This is a genomic window from Caldisericota bacterium (assembly GCA_034717215.1).
Taxonomy (GTDB): Bacteria; Caldisericota; Caldisericia; order Caldisericales; family Caldisericaceae; genus UBA646.
Map to the genome: position 1 here is coordinate 1 of JAYELD010000120.1, position 7,487 is coordinate 7,487.

The 7,487-nt window shown below is 35.1% G+C and carries 7 protein-coding genes; 1 reads left to right on the forward strand and 6 read right to left on the reverse strand.

From position 1 onward, the window contains the following. On the forward strand, window positions 1–325 hold a 325-nt coding region (locus U9Q18_04805), incomplete at its 5' end, for a hypothetical protein (protein ID MEA3313677.1). Window positions 326–336: 11 nt separating this feature from the next. Here U9Q18_04805 and U9Q18_04810 read toward each other — a convergent pair. The 6 genes from U9Q18_04810 to dnaK form a co-directional block, all read right to left on the reverse strand. Further along, on the reverse strand, window positions 337–894 hold the full coding sequence (locus tag U9Q18_04810) for a GNAT family protein (protein ID MEA3313678.1): 558 nt from the start codon (window positions 892–894) through the stop codon (window positions 337–339). A gap of 59 nt (window positions 895–953) precedes the next feature. Beyond that, complete coding sequence (xerA, locus tag U9Q18_04815; protein MEA3313679.1) at window positions 954–1,799, reverse strand: site-specific tyrosine recombinase/integron integrase; 846 nt, start codon at window positions 1,797–1,799, stop codon at window positions 954–956. Window positions 1,800–2,641: 842 nt separating this feature from the next. Next, the gene (locus U9Q18_04820; GenBank protein MEA3313680.1) at window positions 2,642–3,226 is read right to left on the reverse strand and encodes a DMT family transporter; all 585 of its coding nucleotides are present in this window, start codon (window positions 3,224–3,226) and stop codon (window positions 2,642–2,644) included. A gap of 167 nt (window positions 3,227–3,393) precedes the next feature. Then, a complete protein-coding gene (pyk, locus tag U9Q18_04825) occupies window positions 3,394–4,824 on the reverse strand; it encodes a pyruvate kinase (protein MEA3313681.1) in 1,431 nt (476 codons plus the stop codon). Continuing rightward, a complete protein-coding gene (gene dnaJ, locus U9Q18_04830) occupies window positions 4,805–5,923 on the reverse strand; it encodes a molecular chaperone DnaJ (GenBank protein ID MEA3313682.1) in 1,119 nt (372 codons plus the stop codon). Before dnaJ ends, pyk begins: the two co-directional genes overlap by 20 nt. A 3-nt stretch (window positions 5,924–5,926) precedes the next feature. Continuing rightward, a partial coding sequence (gene dnaK, locus U9Q18_04835; GenBank protein MEA3313683.1) for a molecular chaperone DnaK occupies window positions 5,927–7,487 on the reverse strand: 1,561 nt, incomplete at its 5' end.

A 7,487-nucleotide genomic window follows, 5' to 3' on the forward strand; every position in this document is an offset into this window, starting at 1 on the left:
GGGAGATATTGATGTTGTAGCAAGAGTTGGCACAAAGTTGGTTATGATCGAGTGTAAAGAGAGCCCACCGAATAATATTTCAGTGGGAGAGCTCAAGTCGATTTTAGATAGAGTAAATTATCTTAAACCTGATAGTTTTATATTGTTGATCGATACTACGCTTTCTATTAAGAGAAATATCCTTGACAACATAAAATGGATTTTACATGATGAGCCACAAAGATACAGAGAAGGGGTTTATAGGGTAAAAGGCAATTACTATATTGTAACCGCAAAACGAAATATTTTACAAAATCTTGCAGTTGCTATTAATCTCGTTGCTTAAAAGAGAAAGCGTTAAAAACCTACATCATCCCAATTGAGTGGAGTTATTTTCTTTTGTTTCCAATCTTCTCTTAGGATTCCATAACCAATAGCATCAAAATATTTACCATCTTGTGACGGCCAGGCCTTACGATGACAGGCTTCTTTAACATAGCCACACTTTTGGAATACCCTTCGCATTACCAAATTATCCTGTCGCGTATATCCTTCAATTCTGCGTTTATCTGGCCATGTTGTGAATATGTAATTGGTGGTCCAATTTGTTGCTCGTTCACCAATTCCCTTGCCCCGATAGACACTGAGAATTCGGATATCAAATAAAGGAGTACTATCCTGTAAGTCATACAGGCGGATTAAGCCAGTGCGTTTATCATTGTCTAAGATGATCCAAAAAGTTTTGCAGGAAGTACTATTGTTATAGACTCCTTTTTCAAATACTTCCCGGATTTCTTCGGGAGTAGGTTGTGGGTTGCTATGATAAGGCCACGTTTCTGAAGTAAGCCAATCTATTAAAAGTGATAGGTCAGATTGTAAAATAGCTGAAAAGTTAAATCCATAACATACCTCCATATTTATATTAATTTTGATACTCCACAACTAATCATAAAGATTCATTAGATACATCACTTTTATTTTTTTTCAAATACATCTTTAGTTATTGCAGCTACACGCTTTACTGCGTCTCTCGATATTTCCGGGGTAATATGAGTATAAATCAGTGTAGTGTTTAAAGAACTATGGCCAAGAAGTTCCTTTAATGTAAATGGATTTACTCCTGCCTCAAGTGCGAGTGTTGCGAATGTGTGTCTTAATTTATGCGGAGATATTTTCTTTTTTAAATTTGCTTCTTGCGTGTATCTCTTTACCATTTTTTGTATTGCACTGGGTGAAAATGGTTTTCCCTTTTGTGACATAAATAAATAGCCTTCTGTCCTGCCACTAAGATATGTCTTAAGAATTTTCACAAGATCCTTTGACAGAGGAACAATTCTTTCTTTGTCACCTTTGCCATGCACTTTTATTGTCTTGTCTTGCAAATCCACGTTTTTGGTATGTAAGTTTATTAATTCATCTATTCTTAGTCCTGTCTGAATAAAAAATGCTATAATTGTAAAATCTCTGATATTCTTTCTTGATGCATCAAGTAATTTTCCTAATTCATTTTTAGTTAAATATACCGGCATCTTTTTTGATTTTTTTAACCTTGGGATACCAATATCAAAATTAATACCTGTTTTTCTTTTCATATATTTTGCAAAGGCAAGCAAAATATATGAGCGGGTAATTTTTGTATTCTTATTAACATCTACATTAAAAAGATAATCCGATATATTATTTTTATCTGGGAGTTCGTAATGAGCCATAAAATTGCTTAAGAGGTAATGAACATTCCGAACAGTCATTTTTGAATACCCTCTATTTTTCATTTCATTAATATATTCATCGATAAGTTTTTCTTTATTAATTTTTACCATTTTCTCCTCCTTGCCTATTTTCTAATTTACAAAAATTTTATCAAAATAAAAATATTTCGATATTACAAGTTTTTCGTTTTTTATCAGCACTAAATTTTATAAAATTTAGTGCTTTTCTATGTTTTCTGCAATATTAACAATATTACAGAAAAAGTCAATAACGGGAGAAACAAATGTTTTTCCTGAGGTTCTTGCGTAAATTTGCAAAAAAACTTTTGTACTCACAAAATACCAGTCAGTAATATACAAAATTATTCCGTAATATCTAAGATTTTTTATTGCATGAAATTAAGGTAGCCATCGTTAAAAAATTTGTTAATGAAGTACATTTATATCAATTTGCTTGAATTTCGCGCTTAAATGGATTAGAATGTTTTATAAAAACTTTAAGAAGGCAAGGATTTTTCTGGGTTGAGTTGATTTTATTCTGTATGCATTTATTGTACCATAAATTGCCTTTTTGTGCAAAAAAATATAAATATTAGGTGAAAATGATAAAATTAGCATATTTTCTGTAGGATAGCTGGGCTCTTTTTTTGCTAATTTTAGGTATTAACCTAAAAATGTTAATTCTTGTTGACAGCTTTAAAAAATTTTTCCTGTTCGGTAAAGATCACCAAAATAAATCCTTAAGGAAAATATAATGGACTTTCTTCTACAGAGAGATGGGTATTCTACTACTATATGTTCAGCAATTTTTTTACCTTGCTTGTAGTGGCAAGGCACATTGCGACAAGCAGCAGAAAAGCTCCTATGGTTCCACCCTTTGACAATCTCTCCTGAAGAAAGATAAATAAAAAATACCTTCAAATACTGGTTCAAGTGTAAACAGAATGACTGCTCTATCTGGATTTAAATATTTGTATGAGGGGACCCAACGATATCTGTAAAAAGTTTCCATTGAAAGGGAGACCTACAAGAAACGTCGCAATCATCTGAGTTGCAGCAATAAAGAAGATATCCGTTTCTTGTGCATATATATTTGTAAGGACAATTTGTATAGAAAAAGTTATTGCAGAGATTATGGTAATAAAATCACCAAAATTTAAATTGAAATCCTTTAAAGAGATATTCGCCAGTAGCGCTAGACCAATTATTGCGAGAATAAGTGAAATACCGAGTTTACGCATAAGTTTCTCGCGGATAAAGAACAATACAAAGATAGGTGTAAAAATAATATATAAACCTGCAATGAAAGCACTTTTAGAGGAAGTAGTATATTCAAGTCCTATTGTTTGAGTGAAATAAGCAATGTATAAAATGATTCCTAACAGTATTATTTTTAAAAGATTTTTTCTATTATTTCTAAAACCTTTTATAAAAAGGGGAGTGGCGAAAAGTACTGAGAAAAAAATCGGTACATAAGAAGTATCACAGGTGACATGTAGTTTAAAGGAATTTTTATTAGAGGGAAGGTTCCTCCCCAAACAAGAGTCATAACGATGATGCCTAAAATTGCTTTTTTCTCTATTTTTGTCATGTGAATATTATAAGAAGAAACTAATTTCAGAAAATTTTATCAATTTAAGAGAGCATAATGGAAAGTTGATTAAAGGATTCTGTTGGGTAGTGAAAAATTTTTAAGACACCGATATCAAATTTTATCAATCTTTATAAGGTTAGTACTTCCACTTACACCGGTATGTGATCCTGCGGTAATTACATACAAATTATTTTTTTTTAGGAAATGTAGATGCTTTGCGATTTTTGGACCTGTATCTAATATTTCATCAACAGTTTTGAAGGCATTTACTTTAACTGGAAACACTCCCCACTTTAACAAAAGAAATCTAAGTGTTTTTTCTTTTGGAGTAAGAGCTAATATGGGGACAAGTGGTTTGTATTTTGACACGAGCATTGCAGTTTTACCAGACTCTGTCGCCGATATAATAATTTTTGCTTTTGTACTCTTGGCTATTACTACTGCCGAGCGAGCAATTGCATCGGGGACATCGTATCCTGGTATGATTGTATTTTTCTCCATAACGCTTTTAAACAAAGAACTCTTTTCAGTAGATTGGATAATTTGTTTCATCATTTTCACTGATTCAATAGGGAATTTTCCCATAGCCGTTTCATTGGAAAGCATTACAGCATCAGTTCCATCAAATATAGCATTTGATATATCTGTTACTTCTGCACGCGTTGGAGCAGGATTGTCTACCATTGAACTGAGCATTTGAGTTGCTGTAATTACCAGTTTTCCTTTTTCATTACACAGAGAGATTATTTGTTTTTGCGTAATGGGAATTTCAGCAATTGACATTTCGACACCAAGATCTCCCCTTGCTACCATAATCCCGTCAGAAACTTCAACAATTTCTTCTAGATTTTTAACTGCTTCCCACTTTTCTATTTTAGCTATAATGGGAATAACTTTCCCAGTTGACTTCATCAAATTTTTGAGTTTTAATACATCTTCAGCAGTTTTTATAAACGATTGTGCAACCATATCGACATTATTTTCAAGCCCGAATCTGAGATCTTTTTTATCTTTTTCTGTAATTGACGCTACAGAGAGATGTGACGTAGGGAAGTTTACTCCATTATGGTTGCCTGCTATTCCACCCTCTATAACCTTTGTGTATATGTTCTTTCCCGTAATTTTCTGGATTTCTAATTTAATTAATCCATCGTTTAGATAAATGAGCTCTCCTTTTTTTACATCCTTATCAATATTCTGGCAAGTTATCGAGGAGATTCGGTTGTTTCCCCTCAATTTATTTGTGGTAAGTATAAATTCCGAACCTTTTTTTAAAAAAGCAGTACCGCTTTCAAATTCTCCAAGTCTTATTTTAGGTCCCTGCAGATCTTGCAATATACCTAATGGCAAATTGAGTTTTTCTTCTACTTCTCTAATAGATTGAATCGTTTCTTTGTGTTGTGCAGAGGTACCATGTGAAAAATTAATTCTAAAAACACTAACTCCTAGCTTTGCCAGAGTTTCTATTTTTTTCTGGTCCAGGGTAGAGGGCCCTAAGGTTACTACTATTTTTGTTTTACACTCAGCTATTTTTTTTATCATTATAAATTTCACCTAATTTTTTAATGAGAGTTTTCTCCTTGGGCGTAAGACGTGTTGGCACATCTACCTGTATTTTAACAATAAGATCGCCTCTTCTTCTATTTCCAACAAGCCGAGCTCCTTTTCCGCGTATTATCAGTTCTGTATTACTCTGGGTGCCAGCCGGTACTTTTAATTTCTCATACCCACCCTCAATAAGTGGAACTTGAATTTTTGTTCCGAGTGCAGCTTCTGGGAAGGCAATATGAGTAGTATAGTAAAGTTTGTCTTCCACTTTTTCAAACCGCGGATCTTTTTCAACCCGTATTAGTATATAAAGATCACCTCGAGGGCCTTTATGCACACCGGCATTCCCTTCGCCTCGTATTCTTACTCTCATTCCTGTTTCTACTCCAGCAGGAATTGTTACTTCAATTATCTTTTGTGCGCGTGTAACACCGGTACCTCCGCAGGATGAGCATTTTTCTTTTGCTATTTTACCAAGGCCATGACAGGTGGGACAAGTAGTTTGTATAATAAATTCACCAAAAATAGATCGTTGAATTCTCTTTACGGTTCCGGCACCCTTACATGTTGGACAGGTTGTATAACCAGTACCGGGTTTTAGTCCACTTCCTTTACATACAGCACAAGCTTCATTTCTGGTTAGTTTAATTTCTTTTTTTGTTCCAAGTATACTTTCTTTGAGAGTTATGGCAATTGGATATTGCATATCCTCTCCGCGCTGTCTCACATTTGGTGCAGTTCTTTGCCTGGTTTCTGTAAATCCTCCGAATCCTCCGAAACCAAAATTTCTCAAGAGGTCTTCAAAATTAAATGAATCACCTGCAGAAAAACCATTGAAATCAAATCCACCTGCACCATAACCAGCTCTGCCTTCAGGTCCGACAGTGCCAAAACGGTCATACTGAGCACGTTTTTCAGGACTGCTTAATATTTCATAAGCCTCGTTAATTTCTGCCATTTTTTTTGATGAATTAGGATTATCTTTATGGAGGTCCGGATGGTTCTTCATTACCAATTTCCGGTACCTCCTTTGAATTTCTTCGGCAGTTGCGTCCCTTGAAACGCCTAAAATTTGGTAATAGTCTTTAGCCATATCTTACTGCTTTGTTGTCCCTTCGCCTTCAACAGTTGGTCCTTCTTCTTTTTTATCTTTATCATCAGGAGGCGGAGTCGTTTGTTCTTTATCAGAAGACTGATACATTTCTGTTCCAATTTTTTCCATTATACTATTTACCTTATCCGTTGCTTCTTTTATGTTCTCGATGTTTCCTTCTTTTACTGCTTTTTCAAGTTCATTTAAATCATTTTCGAGAGTTGTCTTATCTTCTGGGTTAATTTTTTCTCCGGAATCTTGTATAAATTTCCTCCCGCTGTAAACTAACTGATCTGCTTTATTTTTAAGCTCGATTTCTTCAGCTTGCTTTCGGTCTTCTTCGGCAAATTTTTCTGCATCCTGTTTCATTCGTTCCACTTCTTCTTCGGAAAGCTTATTTGTATTTGTTACGGTAATATGTTGTTCCTTGCCAGTTGCCTTGTCTTTTGCCGTGACATGGAGGATTCCATTTTCATTAACATTATATGTTACTTCTATTTGTGGTATTCCCCGGGGTGCTGGTGGAATTCCATCAAGAATAAACCTCCCTAGCGAGAGATTGTTTTGTGCAAGTGACCGTTCCCCCTGAAGTACATGTATTTCGACCTGAGTTTGGTTAGGTGCTGCGGTTGTAAATATTTGCGTTTTTTTAGTAGGAATGGAGCTGTTCCGCTCGATCATCTTTGTGAACACACCACCGAGCGTTTCAATACCGAGCGAAAGAGGAACGACATCAACCAGTACGACATTTTTCACGTTTCCTTCAATGATGCCAGCCTGAATCGCTGCACCATTTGCAACACACTCCATCGGATCAATGCTCATTTCTGGTTTTCTTCCAACATAATCAGTTAGGAAGCGTTGCACAATAGGCATACGGGTAGGCCCACCTACAAGTATAATTTTATCAATTTGGTGTGGAGTGAGTTTTGCGTCCTTTATTGCACTCTCTAATGGGTCACTACATTTCTGTATTATTGGGTCAACAAGTGATTCTAATTTAGCACGAGTAATATTCATCACGAGATGTTTTGGTCCTGCTGCATCTGCTGTAATGAATGGCAAATTAATTTGAGTTTCGAGTACAGAAGAGAGTTCGATTTTGGCTTTTTCTGCAGATTCTCTGATACGTTGTATCGCCATTTTATCATTGCGAAGATCAATGCCATTTTCTTTTTTAAATTTATCACTAATATAACCAACTAATGCTTCATCCATATCTCTTCCGCCAAGCTGTGTATTTCCAGCGGTAGATTTTACCTGGAAGACGCCTCCGCCAAAGTCCATAATTGTAACATCTAATGTACCTCCGCCAAAGTCAAAAACAAGGATTTTTAATTCTTTGTCAGATCTGTCGATACCATAAGCAAATGCAGCAGCTGTTGGTTCGTTTACGAGCCGTACCACTTCTAATCCTGCAATTTCTCCCGCATTTTTTGTTGCCTGTCGCTGGTCATCGTTAAAATAAGCCGGTACAGTAATAACTGCTTTTTCTACTTTTTCGCCAAGAAATGCTTCAGCATCTTTTTTTATTTTTTGTAGTATAAAAGCAGAAATTTGTTCA